Genomic DNA, 16438 nt, shown 5'->3' with positions numbered 1-16438 from the left:
TGCGGCCATTACGAGCCAAGAACGACAGCGCTGCTTTTCATAATCGGTTCCAGATTGTACATTATCGGCAACGGGGCGGAGAAGTTTGCATATGGATCAGGTCGTTTCGCAGGTGCAGCACGCCGATATCCTCGTGCTGCCGGAGACCAATCTGATCCTCGTTGCCTCGGTGATCGAGCCGATGCGCGCCGCCAACCGCATCGCCGGGCGGCCGCTCTACAGCTGGACGCTGTACAGCCCCGACGGACAGCCGATCGAAACCAAAAGCGGCATTCCCATCCCGGTTTCGGGCACCTTCCGGCCACAGCGCGAGACGGCGCCGCTGTTCATTCTCTCAAGCTACAACTGGCAACGCAGCGCCACCTCGCAGCTGAAGATGATGCTGTCGCAGACCGCCCGCCATCGCCAACTGATGGCGGGCATCGAATCCGGCTCGTGGCTGCTCGCCGAAACCAGCCTGCTCGACACATCCAGAGCCACCACCCACTGGGAGGATTTCGAGGATTTCTCCGCGGCCTATCCGCAGGTGACGATGGTGCGGGAGCGCTTCGTCATCGACGGCAAACGCATCACCACGGGCGGCTCTCTGCCGACACTCGACCTGATGCTGGAGCTGATCCGCCGGGCGCACGGCTATTCGCTGGCGCTCGAGGTGTCCAGGCTGTTCATCTACGAGCAGGAGCGCACCCGCGGCGACCTCCTGCAGATGCCGGCGATCGGCAACATGCGCATCCTCGATCCCCGCGTCGGCGCTGCCGTCAAGTTGATGGAGGAGACGGTGGAAGCGCCGCTGACGCTCGCGCGCCTTGCCCGCCGCATCGGTGTCAGCGTGCGCCACCTGCAGGACCTGTTTCGCGACACGATGGGGGTGGGGCCGCACGAACATTATCTGGCACTGCGGCTGAATGCGGCACGGCGCAAGGTGATCGAGACGCGCATGGAATTTGCCGATATCGCCGCGATCTCCGGCTTCAACTCGTCATCATCGTTCTCGCGCAGCTATCGCGCGCATTATCGCGAAAGCCCGAGCGAGACGCGCAGGCGGCTGAAGCTGAAGGGCTGAGAGCGCACTTCAAGTTTTGATTCAAGGGGTGAATTTGGGAGTCGTTTCTGAGGGTTGGCCGCGAGTGCTCAGCAATTGAGTCCGAAGCCGTTGCTTCAGGTATGGAGCCTGCTTTCGTTCGCGACCGTTTCTCCCTCCCTCATTCCTGTGCATGTCACAGGGATCTAGCCGGCCCAAGTCCTTGGGCTGGTAAAGAGTCTTTCGGCCGCGTCGTCGCACGTCGACTGGATTCCTGTGACAAGCACAGGAATGAGGACAATGGCAAACCCGAGCTCGCGAAATTATGTGCCAGCTACACCGCATGACACCGCGCGGCCTCAAGTCTGAGCGCTTGTCCGCATCATCGAAATCATCAACTCGCCGACATCGCTGGAAAAGGCGCCGCGTGGCCAGACGAGGGTAAGCGACTGCCGGTAGTGCGCCCCGAGCCTGATCATCGCGGGTGGGCGGTGGATGCGCGACAGGGATGTTTCCGGCAGCACCGAGAGGTAGCCGTGGTGGCTGACCAGGTTGATGATGACGGGGATGGAATCGACCTCGACCAGCGTCACCCGGCGGCGCTCGACATCGCTGAGCGTGTCTTCGAGAAAGCGGGTGACCTCACGGCGCAGGCCGCTTCGCACGCTGGGCACGGCGATCGGGCAGGTGGCGAGAAGCTGCGGGAGATCGCCACCCATTTCCGACAAGGCGGGCGCCGGGCCGGCCAGCACCAGCGGCGTCTCGGTCACCAGGCGACCATCGAAATCCGGGGGAATGCCGGCGATGTCGAGGAGGGCTGCGTCGAAGCGCCGGCTCTTCAGGCCGGCCAGAAGCTCGTCGGCGGTCGTGCTGGAAATGAAGAGGGGCTGCCGAGGGCGGGCGCGATGCCAGGTCGCGGTCAGTGCCGCCAGCATGCGGGCTATCTCGCTTTCCGGCCCGAGCGGCATGACGGCGCCGAGGCGCCAGGTGGTGACGTCTCTTCGGAAGCGGTCGGCCGATGCGCGCGTCAGCCGCGCCCAGATGTCGAGCAGGCGTTCGATATCCGGCAGGATGTCGAGGGCGGTCTGCGTGCAGACGATGCCGCCATGGGAGCGTTCGAACAGCCGGCATCCGAAATGACGCTCCAAGGCGCCGACCTGTCGCGTCAGTTGCGGCTGGCCGAGGCTGAGCGTGCGGGCGGCGGCGCGCACGCTGCCGGCGCGGGCGATGCGCACGAACCGATCGAGCGCCACCAGCCCGACAGGCGGGATTGTCGCCATCGGTTCGGTGTTGGCGGTCGCAAGCAAGGATCGAATGGTGGCGCTCGCCGTGGCGACATCGGCCTGGCGTGCGCGGGCCTCCAGCGTCAGCGCCATGAGGTTGCCATCGCGGCGAAAGAGGGGGATCGAAACGGCCTGCTCGAAGCGGCGCACGGCGGCGCTGACGCTCGATGGTGCGCGACCTGTCGCGGCGGCAGCGCGCCTGATGCCGCCTTCGTTCATCACGGCCTCGACGAGCAGGATCGTGGCAATGTCCATGACAAGAGTTCTCCGCCGGCAGCGTCGTGATTGCCATGTTCGGCAATCGGCATCGACTGTTCCGGATTTGGGATATATCATGGTGGCGAACAAAACGCATAGCATGCGGCTGGACGATCCCTCTTTCTCAAGGGCCGATCGCGTCCAAGTCTTTGCATCCACGCATCGTTTCGGCATCGAGGCGGAGTGCGTGGTAAGGTACCCCAGGCATGCTGCAACAGGTCAAGTCCATCGTTCTGTGCGGGAAACCGCTCGACTTCGCGACGCTCGAGGAAATCGGCTCGGGGGCGGCGAGGCCGGTCGCGGACGAGGGTGGCATGGAACGGGTGGCCGCCGCCCACAAGGTGATCGCCGACCGTATCGCGCTTGGCCTGCCGGTCTACGGCTCCAACACCGGCGTCGGCTCGATGAAGGACCGGCTGTGGACGGCCGACGACCTGGCGGAGTTCAACACGTCGCTGGTGCGCGCGCACCATTTCGGCACTGGCGAATTCTTCGCGGTGCCGATCGTGCGCAAGGCGATCGCTATCCGCTGCAACACCGCCATGCGCGGACACACCGGCTGCAGCCCCGAGCTGATCACCGCGTTTCTTGCTCTCATCGAGCACGACATCATTCCGGCCGTGCGCCGGCACGGCTCGATGGGCTGCGCCGATATCGGCCTGATGGGCCAGATCGCCGCCGTCCTGACCGGGGTCGGCGAGGCCTATCATCGTGGCCGGCTGGTGCCCGCAGAGACCGCGCTTGCCGATGCCGGGCTTGAGCCCCTGGTTATGCGGCCGCGCGATGCGCTGGCCGCCCTCAGCGTCAATGCGATCGCCTATTCGGCGGCAGCCGACGTGCTGCGTGAGGCCGCAGCCGCCATCCGCGTATTGCTTGTCACCGGCGTCATGTCTTCCCAGGCGCTCGGCGCCTCTGCCGATCCCTGGCGGGTGGCAGCAACGCTGTCAACGCGCGGCGAGGCGCTGGTTGGCTCCTGGCTCTACGGCCAGTCCGGCGTGGCCGACTGGCCGCTGCCGACGGCGATCCATGACCCCTTGAGCCTGCGCATGACCGCCCAGGTGTTCGGCGCCGTGGTCGATACGTTGCTGGTGGCCGCCGGCCGGCTGGTCGAGGCGACCTATCTCTCAGACGACAATCCGGTGGTGCTCGGCGGCCAGGTGCATGCCTCGGGCGCTTCGCTGCCCCTGACGACGACGCTCTATGTCGAAACCGCGCAGATCGCCTTTTCGCATGTGGCGCGCAACGTGCTCAATCGCTGCATCCTCCTGTCGAATGGCGGACGCCGCAACCTGTCGGTCAATCTGGTGGCGCCGGGCGAAGTCGCGACCGGTCTCGGTCCGCTGATGAAGCTCGCCGTCGAACTCTACATGCGCGTGCAGTCGATGGCGGTGCCGCTTTCGGCGCAGTCGATCGTCGTTGCCGGCGGGCTGGAGGAGGAAGCAACCTTCCTGCCGCTGATCGTCGAGCGCATGGAAACGCAGGTGCGCGATCTCCGGCAGCTGGCGGCGATCGAGGCGATCCTGTCGTCACAGGCGATAGACCTCGTCGGCGACGCGCCGCAGGGGATCGTCAAGCTCGCGCATGAGCGCACCCGCTCGATCAGCCCGATGTATATCAAGGACCGGCCGCTTTCGAAGGAGATCGAGGCGCTGCAGCAGGCCTTCACCTGCCATGACCTCCTGCGCACATTCGTTTCGATGGCGCCGATGCCGGAGTTCGACGACTTCTTCGCGCTCGGCAAATGACCTGAAACCGATCCAGCAAGACCGATCAGAGGGGAGAACACCATGTCCGATTTCGATCTTGTCCTGAAAGGCACCGTGGTTCTTCCGCACCGGATCGTCGAGGGCGGACATGTGGCGGTGCGCGACGGCAAGGTCGTGCATGTCGGGCAGGGCGCCGCGCCGTCTGCGCGCGAGCGCCACGATCTCGGTACCGCGATGATCCTGCCGGGCGCCGTCGATGCGCAGGTGCATTCGCTGTCACAGAAGAACCAGGAGGATTTCGTCTGGTCGACGCGGTCGGCGGCCGCCGGTGGCGTCACCACCATCGTCGACATGCCCTATGACGAGGGCAATCTCGTCTGCTCGGCCGAGGCCGTCGCCTACAAGGTCGAGCATGCGCGCCCGCAGGCACGCGTCGACTTTGCGCTCTACGGCACTGTCGATCCGGAGGAGGGGCCGGCCCGCATTCTCGAAATGGTCGAGGCCGGCGTCGCCGCTTTCAAGTTCTCCACCTTCGGCACCGATCCCAAGCGCTTTCCGCGCATTCCGGCAGCCCTGCTCGAGGATTGCTTTCGCGCCATCGCGCCGACGGGACTGACAGCCGGCGTGCACAACGAGGACGACGAGGCGGTGCGCGCGGCGATCGAAAAGGTCAAGGCCGCGGGCGTTGCCGACTACCGGGCGCACGGCCTGTCGCGCCCGCCGCTGACGGAGCTGCTTGCGACCAACCAGATCTACGAGACCGGAGCTGCGACCGGATGTCCGGCGCATGTGGTGCATTGTTCGCTCGGGCGCGGCTACGAGATCGCCGCCGCCTATCGGGCGCAGGGCCATGCCGCGACGATCGAATGCTGCATCCATTACCTGACGCTCGACGAGGAAAACGACGTGCGCCGGCTCGGCGGCAAGGCCAAGATCAATCCGCCGATCCGCCCGCGCGCCGAGGTGGAAAAGCTATGGCGGCATGTGGCCGACGGCACGGTGACGATGGTTTCGACTGATCATGTCAGCTGGTCGGAGGATCGAAAGACCAACCCGGACATGCTCGCCAATGCCTCCGGCGTGCCGGGGCTTGAGGTCATGGTGCCGCTGTTCGTCAAGGGTTTGCTCGAACGCGGCATTTCCCTGACGCGGGCGGCCGAGCTGATGTCGCTGAACCCGGCGCGACATTTCCGGCTCGATCACCAAAAGGGCGCGCTGGAGCCCGGCAAGGACGCCGACATCATCGTGATGACGCCTGAGCCCTATGTTTATGACGCCGCGACAAGCGGCAACAACGTCGTCGGATGGTCGCCCTATAACGGCATCCGGCTGCCCTGGCGGGTGTCTGCCACCTATCTGCGCGGAGCGCTTGCCTTCGATGGCCGCATTGTCGTTGCCAAGCCAGGCACCGGCGCATTCGTTCGCCCACTTCAGACCCTGGCCCTGCAGGAGGCCCGATGACGACCAGCACAAAGACCAATCTGCCGGTGGATGCCGGCCGGATCGCCGGCATCGTCAACGGGCTTGCAGGCATCACCGAGCCGGACCGGCCCTATACGCGGCGCGCCTTCACGCCGCTTTTCCTGGAGGGCCGCGCGTTTCTCGAACGCCGCTTCCGGGCGGCCGGCCTCGAAACCCGCATCGATGCGGCCGGCAATCTCATTGGCCGGCGCAAGGGTCGCAAGTCGGCATTGGGCACGCTGATGCTCGGCTCCCATTCCGACACGGTGCCCGAGGGCGGTCGTTTCGACGGCATTGCCGGCGTGGCGGCGGCGCTTGAAGTGGCGCGCGCGCTTTCGGATGCCGGCATCGAACTCGATCACGATCTGGAGATCGTCGACTTCCTGGCCGAGGAAGTGTCGATCTTCGGCGTCTCCTGCGTCGGCAGCCGCGGCATGGCCGGCATCCTGCCGGATGGCTGGCTGAGCCGGATGCAGGGGGAACTCAGCCTCAGGCAGGGCATCGTCGAGGTCGGCGGCGATCCGTCGCGTCTGTCCGGCTCGAAGCGCTCCGACATCAAGGCGTTTCTGGAGCTGCATATCGAGCAGGGCCCGGTACTGGAGACAGGGCGGCTCGATATCGGCGTGGTCACGGCCATTTCCGGCATCACCCGCATCGAGATCATCGTCGAGGGCCAGGCGGATCATGCCGGCACCACGCCGATGGGGCACCGCCGAGACGCCCTTGTCGCGGCCTCGCGTCTGGTGCTCGCGATCGAACGGCTGGCGACGGAGTTTTCCAGGGGCGAGGGGCATTTCACGGCGACGGTCGGCGAATTCTCGATCGAGCCGAACGTCGCCAATGTCGTGCCGTCGCGCGCACGGTTGCTGATCGATGCGCGTGCCGAGTTGCGCCCGCAGATGGAGCGGTTTCTTCAAGCGCTTGGGCCGCTTTGTCTCGGCGTTGCTGGCGAGGCCGGTGTGACGATCGCGCCCGCCAATGTGATTTCCGACAACCCGCCTACACCCGGCGATCCCCTTCTGCTTTCGACGCTGGAAGAAAGCTGTGGCCAGATCGGCGCGCGCCACCGGCGCATGGCGTCGGGTGCCGGCCACGACACCGCCTGGATGGGGCGGATCACCCGCTCGGCGATGATTTTCATCCCTTGCCGCGGCGGCCGATCGCACGCGCCCGACGAATGGGCTGACAATGACGACATCGCGCTTGGTGCGGCCGTCCTTCTCGAGACGGTGAAGGCGCTCGACAAGAGATTGCAGGAGAAGGTTTGAGATGGGCCGGATACTCAAGGAAAAGGACGTGGAAGCAGCCGTCAAGGGCGGCTCCGTTTATGCCGCCGGCGGCGGCGGCTGGGCCGATCACGGCCGCATGCTCGGCTATGCCGCAGTCTCCATCGGCAAGCCCGAGTTGGTGTCGATCGACGAACTCGACGCCAACGACTGGGTGGCGACGGCGGCTGCCATCGGCGCGCCCGCCTCGACGACGCCCTGGGAAATGCGCGGCGTCGATTACGTCAAGGCGGTGCAATTGCTGCAGGAGGCGCTCGGCGAGAAAGTTGCGGGCCTGATCATCGGCCAGAACGGCAAGTCCTCGACGCTGAACGGCTGGTTGCCTTCGGCGATCCTCGGAACCAAGGTGGTCGATGCGGTCGGCGACATCCGCGCGCACCCGACCGGCGACATGGGCTCGATCGGCCTTGCCGGGTCGCCCGAGCCGATGATCCAGACGGCGGTCGGCGGAAATCGCGACGACAACCGCTATATCGAGCTGGTGGTGCGCGGGGCGACCGCCAAGGTGTCGCCGATCCTGCGCACCGCGTCGGACATGTCCGGCGGCTTCATTGCGTCCTGCCGAAATCCGGTCAGGGCATCCTATGTCCGGGACAATGCAGCACTTGGTGGCATCTCGTTGGCGCTGGCTTTGGGCGAGGCGATCATCGCGGCCGAAGCCAGGGGTGGCAGTGCCGTCATCGACGCGATCGTCAAGACGACCAATGGCGTGATCCTTGCTGAAGGCGTGATCACAGACAAATCCGTGGTTTACACCAAGGAAGCTTTCGACATCGGCACGGTGACGCTGGGGAAGGGATCTGACTCTACGACCCTTCACGTGATGAACGAATACATGGCGGTTGACTCTGCGGAAGGCACGCGGCTTGCGACCTTCCCCGACGTCATCACCACGCTGTCGCCGGAGGGCGAACCCTTGAGCGTCGGGCAGCTGCAGGTGGGTATGACGATCTTGGTGCTGCATGTGCCGAAGACGGTGATCCCGCTGTCGTCGAGCGTGCTCGACCCGACGGTCTATCCATCGGTCGAAAAGGCAATGGGCATCGAGCTTGCCCGCTACGCGCTGGCCGGACGGTAATCACGGGAGAGGATCATGGCGCGCGATGCGGGGCTGGAAGAACTGATCCGCGAAGACCTCGTCGTTCGCGCCGGGCTTTCGGAAAAGGCGATGTTCGGCGGCTGGGCGTTTCTGCTGAACGGCAACCTGCTCCTGGGTGCGCGCGAAGGCTCGCTGCTCGTGAGGCTCGGCAAGGGCAATGACGGCTGGGCGCTTGATCTGCCGGATATCGAGCTGATGGTGATGAACGGTCGGGCGATGCATGGCTGGGTGCGCGCCGGGGCGGATGCCCATGGCGACGATGGTTTGCGCAGGCGGCTGCTCGGTGGCGCGATTGCGTTCGTGGAGACGTTGCCGCCGAAGTGAATCCTAAGAGGGCGTGGTTTGCCCCTCACCCTAACCCTCTCCCCGCAAGCGGGGAGAGGGGACGAGATCGACGGGTAGCCGCCGAGAGTGTGGCAAGCGCCGAACCATTCTCCCGCCCAGCGTGGGACGAAGCAATGTCGCCGTGGTTTAGGCCAGCGCAGCAAGCACAACGCAATCCCCTCTCCCCGCAAGCGGGGAGAGGGTTAGGGTGAGGGGCAGGCTTTCTCCGCACGATGAATGGAAGCAGTGACCTGTCGCCGCCGAGAATGAATGGGGTAGCCGCCGCGCCGTCATGAATGAGGGGCGCAACCATCCGGCATCCGTCGGTGAGAGGCCGCCCACACCGCCCCACGGACGCAACAACGAGGAACGACACCATGCCCAAGGCCAATCCCCGCCATCCTGCTTTTCCCATCCCCGGCGGGCCGGAGCTGCGCGCCAGGGGCTGGCGGCAAGAAGCGCTGTTGCGGCTGCTCGAAAACGTGCTTTCCGTCGGCGAGGATCCGGACAATCTTATCGTCTATGCAGCGCTCGGCAAGGCGGCGCGCAGTTGGCCGGCGCATCGCGCCATCGTCAAGGCGCTGACCGAAATGGACGAGGACCAGACGCTCATAATTCAGTCCGGCAAGCCGGTGGGGTTGCTCAAGACCCATGCCAAGGCGCCGCTCGTCATCATGGCCAATTGCAACATCGTCGGCCAATGGGCAAAGGCCGAGGTCTTCTACGAGCTACAGCGCAAAGGGCTGATCTGCTGGGGCGGGCTGACGGCCGGTGCCTGGCAATATATCGGCAGCCAAGGCGTGATCCAGGGCACTTACGAGATCTTCATGCGCATTGCCGAGCGCCGTTTCGGCGGCGATCTCCTGGGTCGCTTCGTTCTGACCGCAGGCCTCGGTGGCATGGGCGGCGCGCAGCCGCTCGCCGGCCGCATGGCGGGGGCTGCGATCCTCTGCGTCGACATCGATGCGGACCGGGCGAGGAAGCGCCGGGAGATCGGCTATCTCCAGGAGATCGCGCCGGATCTCGACACGGCCCTGTCGATGATCGATGCGGCAGTGAAGGACAGGCGCGCGCTCTCCGTCGGCCTCGTCGGCAACGCCGCCGAGATCTATCCCGAGATCGCGCGGCGCGGCATCGTGCCCGATGTGGTGACCGACCAGACCTCGGCGCACGATCTCGTCTACGGCTATGTGCCGAAGGGCATGAGCCTCGATCAGGTCAAGTCGCTGCGCGACGACGGCCAGGGGCAGCTGATGGCGGCGAGCCGCGCCTCGATCGTCGAGCATGTGACGGCGATGCTCGATTTCCAGAAAAAGGGCGCCGAAGTCTTCGACAACGGCAACCTCATCCGCACCCAGGCACGCGAGGGCGGCGTCGCCAACGCCTTCGACATCCCGATCTTCACCGAGGCCTATCTGCGCCCGCTCTTTGCCCGCGCCATCGGCCCCTTCCGCTGGATGGCGCTTTCGGGCGAGGAGAGCGACATCGCCCGCATCGACGATCTGCTGCTCGAAATGTTCCCGGACAACAGGATCGTCACCAACTGGATCCGGCTTGCGCGCGAGCATATCCCGTTCGAGGGCCTGCCGGCCCGCATCGCCTGGCTCGGGCATGGCGAGCGCACTCAGCTGGCGCGGCGCGTCAACGAATTGGTCGCTTCCGGCGAACTGAAAGGCCCGATCGCCTTTTCGCGCGACCATCTGGATGCGGGCGCCATGGCGCACCCCAACATCATGACCGAGCGGATGAAGGACGGATCCGACGCGATCGCCGACTGGCCGCTTCTCGATGCCATGCTGCTCTGCTCGTCCATGGCGGATCTCGTCGTCGTGCACTCCGGCGGCGGCGGTTATGCCGGCTACATGACAAGCTGCGGCGTGACCGTGGTCGCCGATGGCACGGCGGAGGCCGACGAGCGGCTCGACCATGCGCTGACCAACGACACCGCGCTCGGCGTCATCCGCTATGCGGATGCCGGCTATGAGGAGAGCTTCGAGGAGATCGCCGCCAAGGGCATCGGGCATGTGAAGGTTTAGCGCGCGGATCCGACCTGGCTTTTGGCAGGCGACTTGCACCCCGACCTCATCCCTGTGCTTGTCACAGGGATCCAGCCACGGCGCGTCCGCGCCGTGAATGATCCCTGTCCATAGGACGAAGGGTCCCTTGCGCCGCCGACGCGGCGCTGTTGGATTTCTGTGACAAGCACAGAAATGAGGGAGGGGAAGAAACTGATTGGGGGTTATCCCGAGCGCCTTGGTACGCCGATCTCTCCGCGATACAATACGGTCTTTCACTGCCTGGAGGCGATCATGACGTCGAGCTTCACTGTGCAGAACGCTGACGGCTACGAGCAGTTGATGGGCCGCTGGAGCAAGCAGCTTGCGCCGCCTTTCATCGATTTCGCCGGCATTGCCGATGGCGAGCGGGTCCTCGATGTCGGCTGCGGTACCGGCAGTCTCACCTTCGCACTGCCGCAGGCTGCCAATCTCGGCGAAATCGTCGCGATCGATTTTTCGCCCGTTTTCGTCGAGGCGGCGAGCCAGCGCAACACGGATAAGAAGATCAGTATCCAGCAGGGCGATGCCTGTGCGCTTGCCTTCGCCGACGGTTCCTTCGATCGGGCGCTGGCGCTTCTGGTTCTGCATTTCGTACCCGAGGCGGACAAGGCGGTTGCCGAAATGTGTCGGGTAGTGCGGCCCGGCGGCGTGGTCGCGGCTGCCGTGTGGGATCACCTCGGCGGAATGTCTGGCATGCGCATGGTCCTGGATACCGCGGCCATGCTTGATGAAAATGCTGCCCGGATCCGCAGCCATTACTGCTTCCAGCCGATGACCCGGCCGGGCGAAATGAAACGCAGTTTCATGGCGAACGGTCTCACGAATGTCGAGGAAACATCGCTGACGATCCGGATGGACTATCGATCGTTTTCGGACTTCTGGGAACCTATTGCCGCTGGCGAGGGGCCACTGGGCAAATATGTCGCCTCGCTGCCACAGGACCAGCGGGCAAGGACCGAGGCGGCGGTAAGGGCCGCCTTTGAAGCGGGCGAGGCCGATGGCCCTCGCTCCTTTGCCGCGGTCGCCTGGGCCTGTCGCGGGGTCGTGCCCTCGGCGTGATGGATGTTCGGCGCCCCACGCACCCATGCTGACGAACGGCCTGGCTGACGAAGCCGGTGCGGCGTCGCCGGTTTTTCTGGCGGCAGCATCACTCGCAATTGGTCTGTCGATGCCGCTTGTCCGCCGTTCATGGCCGTGCAGGACCAGAGTGCTTGTCCGAAGAGATGGGCGCAGCGACGGTCTTTTCCCCCTTTCATTCGCATCGATCCGCAAACCGTGACCGCGGTCCGCATGTTCTTGCTTGACATTTTTTTCACCACATGAAATTTCTTTCATTAGAGAGAAAAAAATATCATGCGGTGCAAAATTTATCATGCACCGCAACATAAAAGATCCGGGTGGAAACGATGGCTATCATCGGCGGTGCAAACCTTCGCGACGACGAAACCAGCATGGCGACGCGGGCGGCCTGGCTGCACTATGCCGGCGGCCTGACCCAGGCGGAGGTTGCCAAGCGGCTGGGGCTGACGTCGCTGAAAGCGCATCGCCTGATCATGAAGGCCAACCAGGAAGGCCTGGTGAAGGTTTATATCGACGGTGAAGTGTCGGAATGCGTCGAGCTGGAGCAGAAGCTCTCGGCACGTTACGGCCTCGATTACTGCGAGGTCGTTCCGGATTTCGATGCTGACGACCTGCCGCTGAAGGCGCTCGGCATTTCCGGCGCACAGTTCCTCAAGCGCGAGATCGAGCGCGGCGACACGGCGCTCGTGGGCGTCGGTCATGGCCGCACGCTTGCGGCCTGCGTCGAATATCTGCCGCGCACGACCAGCAACAATACCCGCTTCGTCTCGCTGCTCGGCGGGCTCACTCGCAAGTTCTCGGCCAACCCCCATGACGTGATCCACCGGCTGGCCGAGCGCACCGGTGCTGAAGCCTATGTCATGCCCGTGCCGTTCTTCGCCAACACGGTCGAGGACCGCGATGTGCTCTTCAGCCAGCGCGGCGTGCGCGAGGTGTTCGATCTCGCCAAGACCGCAGACCTCCTGATGGTCGGCATCGGCACGGCGGAGCGCGAGGCGTCGCTGGTGTCGACCGGCATGATCGAGATGAGCGAGATCGAGGAAATCCAGAGAGGCGGGGGCAAGGGCGAGTTGCTCGGCCACTTCTTCGACGACGATGGCCGGCCGATCGAGACGACGCTGTCGAACCGCACCTTCACCTTGAGCCGCGACGACCTGAAGGACCGCCGCACGGTGGCGGTCGCCGGCGGCAAGATCAAGACGCCCGCCATCCGCGCCGTGCTGGGCAGCGGCCTTTTGAGCGGGCTGATCACTGACGAGAAGACGGCCCGGGCGCTCGCCGCCGACGGCAAATGAGGAGTGACTGACAAGATCGAGTGAAGCCCGGAGAGGGCGGCGAGGAGGTTTCGCCGTCAGGGCTTCAGGGAGGAATACCGGTCGGGTAGCCGGTGATCGCATGAAGCAATCATACCCGCAACGGAGGAGAAGACTTATGTACGAGAAGGAGAAAGACCTCATCAGTGCGTTTCTGCGCGGAGAGGTAGATCGTCGCGGCATGCTCAAGGGTCTCGGGGCTGCAGGTATTGCCGCCGGCTCGGCCGGCACGCTCTTCAACATGATGTCGACCCAGGCGCTGGCTGCCGATTTCGACTGGAAGGCACATTCCGGCAAGTCGCTGAAGCTCTTGCTCAACAAGCATCCCTATGCCGATGCGATGATTGCCAACCTTCAGGCCTTCAAGGACCTGACCGGCATCGAAGTCACCTATGACGTGTTCCCGGAAGACGTCTATTTCGACAAGGTGACGGCAGCGCTGTCCTCGGGCTCGACCGAATACGACGCCTTCATGACCGGCGCCTACATGACCTGGACCTATGGTCCGGCCGGCTGGATCGCCGATCTCAACGAATGGATCAAGGATCCGGCCAAGACCAACCCGAACTACAACTGGGACGACTTCCTTGCCGGCGTGAAGAACTCCTGCGCCTGGAACGGCCAGCCGGGTGGAGCGCTCGGTTCGGAAGACGCCAAGCAATGGTGCATTCCGTGGGCGTTCGAGCAGAACAACATCACCTATAACCGCGAGATGTTCGACAAGGCCGGCGTCGAGCTGCCGAAGAACCTCGACGACATGATCGCCGTTGCCGCCAAGCTGCAGAAGGACATCGGCGGCATCTACGGTATCGGCGTGCGCGGTTCGCGCTCCTGGGCGACGATCCACCCGGGCTTCCTGTCGGGCTACGCCAACTTCAATCAGAAGGACCTGAACGTGTCTGCCGACGGCAAGCTGTCGGCGGCAATGGGTACGGCCGAGTCCAAGGCCTACCACGCCAAGTTCGTGCAGATGATCCAGGAAAGCGGCCCGAAGGACTGGTCGACCTACACCTGGTATCAGGTCGGGGCCGACCTTGGTGCCGGCGCATCGGCGATGATCTTCGACGCCGATTGCCTGGGCTACTTCATGAATGGCGGCGACAACAAGATGGCCGGCAAGCTCGGCTATGCCGCCTTTGCCGCCAATCCGGAAGCCACCGCCTCGACACCGAACATCTGGATCTGGTCGCTCGCCATGTCCAACTTCTCCAAGGACAAGGACGCCACCTGGTACTTCCTGCAATGGGCTTCCGGTCCGGAGCATGCGCTGTTCGGCGCCACCAAGATGGACTTCGTCGACCCGGTTCGCCAGTCGATCTGGAAGGACGAGATGTTCCGCGAGAAGCTGAACGGCAAGTATCCTGGATATGTCGAGATGTTCGACGCCTCGGCCGCCGGCGCCTCGATCAAGTTCACGCCGCAACCGCTGTTCTTCGACGTCACCACCGAGTGGGCGGCGACGCTGCAGAAGATGGTCGCCAAGCAGGTGCCGGTCGATGAAGGCCTCGACCAGCTCGTCGAAAGCATCAATCGCCAGCTGAAGGAAGCTGGTCTCGGCTGATAGGCCTCCCAAGCGATGCCCGGCGACTTGAGGGCCGCGCGTTCTGGCGAACGCAAACAGGCACTTGAGCGTCGGGCGTCCCGCGACCGGCCGGTGGCCGCCCAAAGCAACCTGAGATGCCGATGGACTGGCGCGGGCGCGAGACGCCTCGCGTGCCGCGTGCTTTCTTCAAGAGTTAGAGAACGGAGCTCGACATGGCTTCAACAGCAACCCTCCGCAAGCCCGCGTCAGGCTTCAGGATCAGCCGGAAGATGCTTCCCTACGTGCTGAGCCTGCCGGCGCTTCTGGTGTGCATCGGCATTCTCATCCCCTTCTTCACGGCCGTCATCTACTCGTTCCAGCGCTACCGGCTGAGCCAGCCCTGGGCGCGCCAGTTCAACTGGGGCGAAAACTACCTCAACTTCGTCACCGACCCGGCCTTCTGGAACACGCTCAAGGTGTCGCTGCTTTATGCGGGGATCACCGTGACGCTGGAACTGCTGCTCGGTCTCGGCATCGCGCTGCTCCTGCAGCGCCGCTCCACCATCAACAACTTCATCTCGATCATGCTGCTTCTGCCATTGATGATTGCGCCGGCGCTGGCCGCGCTGATGTGGAAGCTGATGACCAATCCGAGCTTCGGCATTCTCAGCTATCTCGCAAGCCTTGTCGGCCTGCATGATTTCCGCTGGGCCTCGTCGCCGGACACGGCTCTTCTCACCGTCATCCTCGTCGATATCTGGGTCTACACGCCCTTCATCATGATCCTGTTGCTTGCGGGCCTGCGGTCGCTGCCGACGCAGCCATTCGAGGCGGCAGCCCTTGACGGCGTGCCCCGCAGCTTCGTGTTCTTCCGCATCACCCTGCCGATGCTGACGCCCTATATCCTGACGGCGACCCTGTTCCGCCTGCTCGACAGCATCCAGCAGTTCGACATCATCTATGCGATGACCCAAGGCGGACCCGGCAACACGCTGACCGTCTTCCAGGTCGAGGCCTATCTCAACTTCTTCCAGTCGACCAATGTCGGCCGTTCGGCGGCGCTTCTGATCATCCTGTGGGCGATTACCTACACGCTCTCCAACGTCTTCATCAAAAACTGGCTGCGCCTGCGCGAACGCGCTCGCGGCGAAGCGTAAGGAGGTTCCAATGGACACCATGTCTCCCATCGAACGGGCCTTGCGTGCCGTCGCCCTGACGCTCGTCGTGGTCTTCTTCATGTTCCCGATCTTCTGGATCTTCCTGATGTCGTTCCAGACGAACGAGACGATCCTGTCGATCCCGCCATCGATCGTCTTCTCGCCGACGCTGTCGAATTATGCGGCGCTGATCACCGGCAAGCTGCAGACGGCGGCCGGCACGCTCGACATCGCCTTCATGCGCAACCTCGGCAACTCGATCTTCCTGTCGGTGACCTCCGTTGCCGTGGCGCTGGTGCTGGGCGTTCCCGCCGCCTATGCCTTCGCCCGGCACAAGTTCAAGGGATCGGAGGACATCGCGTTCACGCTTCTGTCGTTCCGCTTCGCGCCGCCGCTTTTGGTGCTCCTGCCGCTGACCCAGTACTTCCAGTGGCTCGGGCTTTCCAACACCTATTTCGGCCTGATCTGGGTCTACCAGCTGATCTGCCTGCCGCTCATCCTGTGGATCGTGCGCGGCTACTTCGAGGATATCTCGGCCGACGTCGAATATGCCTATCGCATTGCCGGCCATTCCTGGTTTGCGACGTTCCGCAAGATCGCCCTGCCGCTTGCCGGCCCGGGCATTGCCGCCGCCGGCCTGCTCGCCTTCATCTTCGCCTGGAACAATTTCGTCTTCGCGCTGGTGCTGGCGTCCGCCGACAAGCAACCGGTGACCGTGGGCGCTCTTGCCTTCATCACCTCTTCAGGCATCCAATACGGGCAGATCGCCTCGGCCATCGTTCTCTCGGTTACGCCGACGCTCGCGCTTGCACTCTACGCCCAGCGTTACCTGGTCGAAGGCCTGTCGCTCGGCGCGGTGAAAGGGTAAGAC

General features: G+C 64.3%; 13 protein-coding genes. 12 read left to right on the top strand and 1 reads right to left on the bottom strand.

Going from position 1 to position 16438, the window contains the following annotated elements; translation table 11 throughout:
* Nucleotides 1–91 precede the first annotated feature (91 nt).
* Nucleotides 92–1063, top strand: a complete 972-nt coding sequence (locus RTP54_RS12560; protein ID WP_312362984.1) for a GlxA family transcriptional regulator — start codon at nucleotides 92–94, stop codon at nucleotides 1061–1063.
* A 317-nt stretch (nucleotides 1064–1380) separates the two neighbouring features.
* Here the strand turns inward: RTP54_RS12560 and RTP54_RS12555 are convergent, their stop codons facing one another.
* Nucleotides 1381–2559, bottom strand: a complete 1179-nt coding sequence (locus tag RTP54_RS12555) for a LysR family transcriptional regulator (RefSeq protein ID WP_312362982.1) — start codon at nucleotides 2557–2559, stop codon at nucleotides 1381–1383.
* 209 nt (nucleotides 2560–2768) lie between these two features.
* Between RTP54_RS12555 and RTP54_RS12550 the strand changes: the two genes are divergently transcribed.
* From RTP54_RS12550 to RTP54_RS12500, 11 genes are all read left to right on the top strand, one after another.
* On the top strand, nucleotides 2769–4307 hold the full coding sequence (locus RTP54_RS12550) for an aromatic amino acid lyase (protein WP_112810343.1): 1539 nt from the start codon (nucleotides 2769–2771) through the stop codon (nucleotides 4305–4307).
* A 42-nt stretch (nucleotides 4308–4349) separates the two neighbouring features.
* Nucleotides 4350–5729, top strand: a complete 1380-nt coding sequence (locus tag RTP54_RS12545) for a dihydroorotase (RefSeq protein WP_312362980.1) — start codon at nucleotides 4350–4352, stop codon at nucleotides 5727–5729.
* Nucleotides 5726–6997, top strand: a complete 1272-nt coding sequence (locus tag RTP54_RS12540) for a Zn-dependent hydrolase (protein WP_312362978.1) — start codon at nucleotides 5726–5728, stop codon at nucleotides 6995–6997. The genes RTP54_RS12545 and RTP54_RS12540 overlap by 4 nt, the downstream gene beginning before the upstream one ends.
* A 1-nt stretch (nucleotide 6998) precedes the next feature.
* A complete protein-coding gene (locus RTP54_RS12535) occupies nucleotides 6999–8093 on the top strand; it encodes a DUF917 domain-containing protein (protein ID WP_312362977.1) in 1095 nt (364 codons plus the stop codon).
* 15 nt (nucleotides 8094–8108) lie between these two features.
* Entirely contained in the window at nucleotides 8109–8438 is a 330-nt protein-coding gene (locus tag RTP54_RS12530) for a TfoX/Sxy family protein (RefSeq protein ID WP_312362976.1), read from the top strand.
* A gap of 377 nt (nucleotides 8439–8815) precedes the next feature.
* Entirely contained in the window at nucleotides 8816–10474 is a 1659-nt protein-coding gene (locus RTP54_RS12525; RefSeq protein WP_312362974.1) for a urocanate hydratase, read from the top strand.
* A gap of 273 nt (nucleotides 10475–10747) precedes the next feature.
* Complete coding sequence (locus tag RTP54_RS12520; protein ID WP_312362973.1) at nucleotides 10748–11554, top strand: class I SAM-dependent methyltransferase; 807 nt, start codon at nucleotides 10748–10750, stop codon at nucleotides 11552–11554.
* Between the two features lie 347 nt (nucleotides 11555–11901).
* A complete protein-coding gene (locus RTP54_RS12515; protein WP_112810336.1) occupies nucleotides 11902–12870 on the top strand; it encodes a sugar-binding transcriptional regulator in 969 nt (322 codons plus the stop codon).
* A 136-nt stretch (nucleotides 12871–13006) separates the two neighbouring features.
* Nucleotides 13007–14449 carry an extracellular solute-binding protein gene (locus RTP54_RS12510; protein WP_112810335.1) on the top strand — a complete coding sequence of 481 codons (1443 nt, stop codon included), beginning with the start codon at nucleotides 13007–13009 and terminating at the stop codon, nucleotides 14447–14449.
* Nucleotides 14450–14643: 194 nt separating this feature from the next.
* Nucleotides 14644–15567 carry a carbohydrate ABC transporter permease gene (locus RTP54_RS12505; RefSeq protein WP_112810334.1) on the top strand — a complete coding sequence of 308 codons (924 nt, stop codon included), beginning with the start codon at nucleotides 14644–14646 and terminating at the stop codon, nucleotides 15565–15567.
* Nucleotides 15568–15577: 10 nt separating this feature from the next.
* Complete coding sequence (locus RTP54_RS12500; RefSeq protein WP_112810333.1) at nucleotides 15578–16435, top strand: carbohydrate ABC transporter permease; 858 nt, start codon at nucleotides 15578–15580, stop codon at nucleotides 16433–16435.
* Nucleotides 16436–16438: the final 3 nt, after the last annotated feature.

Origin of the sequence: Ensifer sp., assembly GCF_031989085.1 — a bacterium.
GTDB lineage: Bacteria > Pseudomonadota > Alphaproteobacteria > Rhizobiales > Rhizobiaceae > Ensifer.
The sequence above is the reverse complement of the archived record's forward strand: the minus strand, read 5'-3'. Positions and strand labels throughout refer to the sequence as shown.

Bases quoted from the DNA above. Each gene is read 5' to 3' on its own strand.
- RTP54_RS12560 (WP_312362984.1), top strand. From the start codon at position 92: ATGGATCAGGTCGTTTCGCAGGTGCAGCACGCCGATATCCTCGTGCTG.
- RTP54_RS12555 (WP_312362982.1), bottom strand. From the start codon at position 2,559: ATGGACATTGCCACGATCCTGCTCGTCGAGGCCGTGATGAACGAAGGC.
- RTP54_RS12550 (WP_112810343.1), top strand. From the start codon at position 2,769: ATGCTGCAACAGGTCAAGTCCATCGTTCTGTGCGGGAAACCGCTCGAC.
- RTP54_RS12545 (WP_312362980.1), top strand. From the start codon at position 4,350: ATGTCCGATTTCGATCTTGTCCTGAAAGGCACCGTGGTTCTTCCGCAC.
- RTP54_RS12540 (WP_312362978.1), top strand. From the start codon at position 5,726: ATGACGACCAGCACAAAGACCAATCTGCCGGTGGATGCCGGCCGGATC.
- RTP54_RS12535 (WP_312362977.1), top strand. From the start codon at position 6,999: ATGGGCCGGATACTCAAGGAAAAGGACGTGGAAGCAGCCGTCAAGGGC.
- RTP54_RS12530 (WP_312362976.1), top strand. From the start codon at position 8,109: ATGGCGCGCGATGCGGGGCTGGAAGAACTGATCCGCGAAGACCTCGTC.
- RTP54_RS12525 (WP_312362974.1), top strand. From the start codon at position 8,816: ATGCCCAAGGCCAATCCCCGCCATCCTGCTTTTCCCATCCCCGGCGGG.
- RTP54_RS12520 (WP_312362973.1), top strand. From the start codon at position 10,748: ATGACGTCGAGCTTCACTGTGCAGAACGCTGACGGCTACGAGCAGTTG.
- RTP54_RS12515 (WP_112810336.1), top strand. From the start codon at position 11,902: ATGGCTATCATCGGCGGTGCAAACCTTCGCGACGACGAAACCAGCATG.
- RTP54_RS12510 (WP_112810335.1), top strand. From the start codon at position 13,007: ATGTACGAGAAGGAGAAAGACCTCATCAGTGCGTTTCTGCGCGGAGAG.
- RTP54_RS12505 (WP_112810334.1), top strand. From the start codon at position 14,644: ATGGCTTCAACAGCAACCCTCCGCAAGCCCGCGTCAGGCTTCAGGATC.
- RTP54_RS12500 (WP_112810333.1), top strand. From the start codon at position 15,578: ATGGACACCATGTCTCCCATCGAACGGGCCTTGCGTGCCGTCGCCCTG.